The organism is Pelomonas caseinilytica (genome assembly GCF_021353235.1).
Taxonomy (GTDB): domain Bacteria; phylum Pseudomonadota; class Gammaproteobacteria; order Burkholderiales; family Burkholderiaceae_C; genus Pelomonas; species Pelomonas caseinilytica.
The window spans coordinates 1-1,875 of the sequence record NZ_JAJTWT010000036.1 but is presented as its reverse complement, the minus strand read 5'-3'; the positions used below and the strand labels follow the sequence as shown (position 1 = coordinate 1,875).

1 protein-coding gene is annotated in these 1,875 nt (G+C 65.1%); it reads right to left on the bottom strand.

Annotated elements, in window-relative coordinates:
- Positions 1 to 79: 79 nt before the first annotated feature.
- Complete coding sequence (gene ltrA / locus LXT12_RS26645; RefSeq protein ID WP_233395552.1) at positions 80 to 1,471, bottom strand: group II intron reverse transcriptase/maturase; 1,392 nt, start codon at positions 1,469 to 1,471, stop codon at positions 80 to 82.
- Between the last annotated feature and the right edge of the window lie 404 nt (positions 1,472 to 1,875).

Sequence of the window (1,875 nt, the reverse complement as noted above, 5' to 3'; positions counted from 1 at the left end):
GGGGACCTCCATCTCAGGAGGCGCCCCTGCCACACCACCTGGCATGCGGGTCCGCACCAGGCGGTTCGAGCGCTTGAGGTCAGGAGAGTCGGGGCAGGCCCAGTCGGTCGAACCAAGCAACAGTGAGCACGCTGTTGAGCAGCTTCCCGCTGTTGCGCCACCAGCAGCGACCGTTCGCCGCCACCCGGTGGGCAACGTCAGCGCGGGCACCCATCGACAGCAGTTCGCGGTACATCGTCGTGCCGCGCTTCCACTGTTTGAGTTGGATGGCTCGCAACCGGTGGCGCAGCCATTCATCCAGCTTGCGCCAGACCCGTGGTGTTTGCGCCATCCCGAAGTAGGCCTTCCAGCCCAGCAGATAGGGCCGCAGCCCTTGTACCACCTGCACCATGCTTCGCCCGCTTGAGCGGCTGGTGAGTTGCCGGATGCGCGCTTTGAAGTTGTCCAGAGCCTTGTGAGCCACCTTGCACTTCACCTCACGCCCCTTAGCCTCCCACAGCGCATAGCCCAGGAACTTGCGCCCGAAGGCACTGCACACGGCACTCTTGGCTTCGTTGATCTGAAGCTTGAGCCTGCCGTACAGCTTTCTGAGCCACGCCATCACCCGCTCGCCGGCTCGTCTGCTGCCCACATAGACGTTGGCGTCGTCGGCGTAGCGCGCAAAGCTGTAGCCCCGCGATTCCAGCGCCTTGTCCACTTCGTCGAGCAGCACGTTGGCCAACAACGGGCTCAGTGGTCCGCCTTGCGGCGTGCCCTGGTCCCGTTCCACCTTGACCCCGCCATCCATGATCCCGGCGTTCAGGTACGCACGGATGAGCCGCAGGACGGCCGTCTCCGGGATGCGCTTCTTGAGCCGGTCCATCAGAATGTCGTGGTTCACCCGGTCGAAGAACTTCGCCAGGTCCACGTCCACCACCACGCGCTTGCCGGACTGGACGTACGCCCGCGCGGCTTTCACCGCGTCGTGCGCACTTCTGCCCGGCCGGAACCCGTGGCTGTGGTCGCTGAAGGCGGGATCGATCAGCGGTTGCAGCACTTGCAGCAGCGCCTGCTGGATCAACCGGTCCGTCACCGTCGGGATGCCCAGCTCGCGCTGGCTTCCATCTGGTTTGGGGATCATCACCTTGCGTACCGGCTGTGGCCGGTACTTCCCCGCCAGCAGCTCTTGGCGGATCTGCGGCCACTTCGTTTGCAGCAGGTGGAGACTTTGCTCGATGTCGAGCCCGTCCACGCCCGCTGCGCCCTTGTTGGCCTTGACCCGCTTCCAGGCCGCTTGCAGGTTCTCTCTCGTCAGCGTCGCTTCCAGCAGGGGACCAGCCCCTGTCGTCTGCGTTGCCGACCCTGTGCCCTGGTGTTCCTGGGACGGGCCGCAGGCTTCGTCGCTGGCAGGATCACGCCCGGCTTCACCGTGCGCTACGCCTGCCCGCCCGGATCGCTCCGGCATCTGACGCATGGCCTTTGACATCCCCAGGTCCTCGGTCACTTGCTCTCGTTCGGTCCTTCGCTTCTCACTGGTGGCCTCGGCGGCCCCGCTACCCGGCTACTACGACCTCTGCTGAGACCTCGCTCCGGCAATGCCGTCGGCCTTTCAGCCACAAGGCGAGGCGTCCCCAGGTAAGACGCGCACTCCTTCACCGCACAACCGCCGCATCTACGCCACTTCGCCTTGGTCACAAGAGCTTCGTGGTTTTGTGCCCACTCGCCCTGCTCGGCAGCGCCTTCTATGCGGTTCTTGTTCATCGGCTCGCGATTTACGCTCCACGCTTCCTTCCCACGCTCGGTCGCCCTCACGCAGTTGCGCTTCGCTTCGCTCACTGTGACCAGCTCGCGGGAGGACTTGCACCTCCAGGATGTGCGCCCATGCTGGGCGCACAC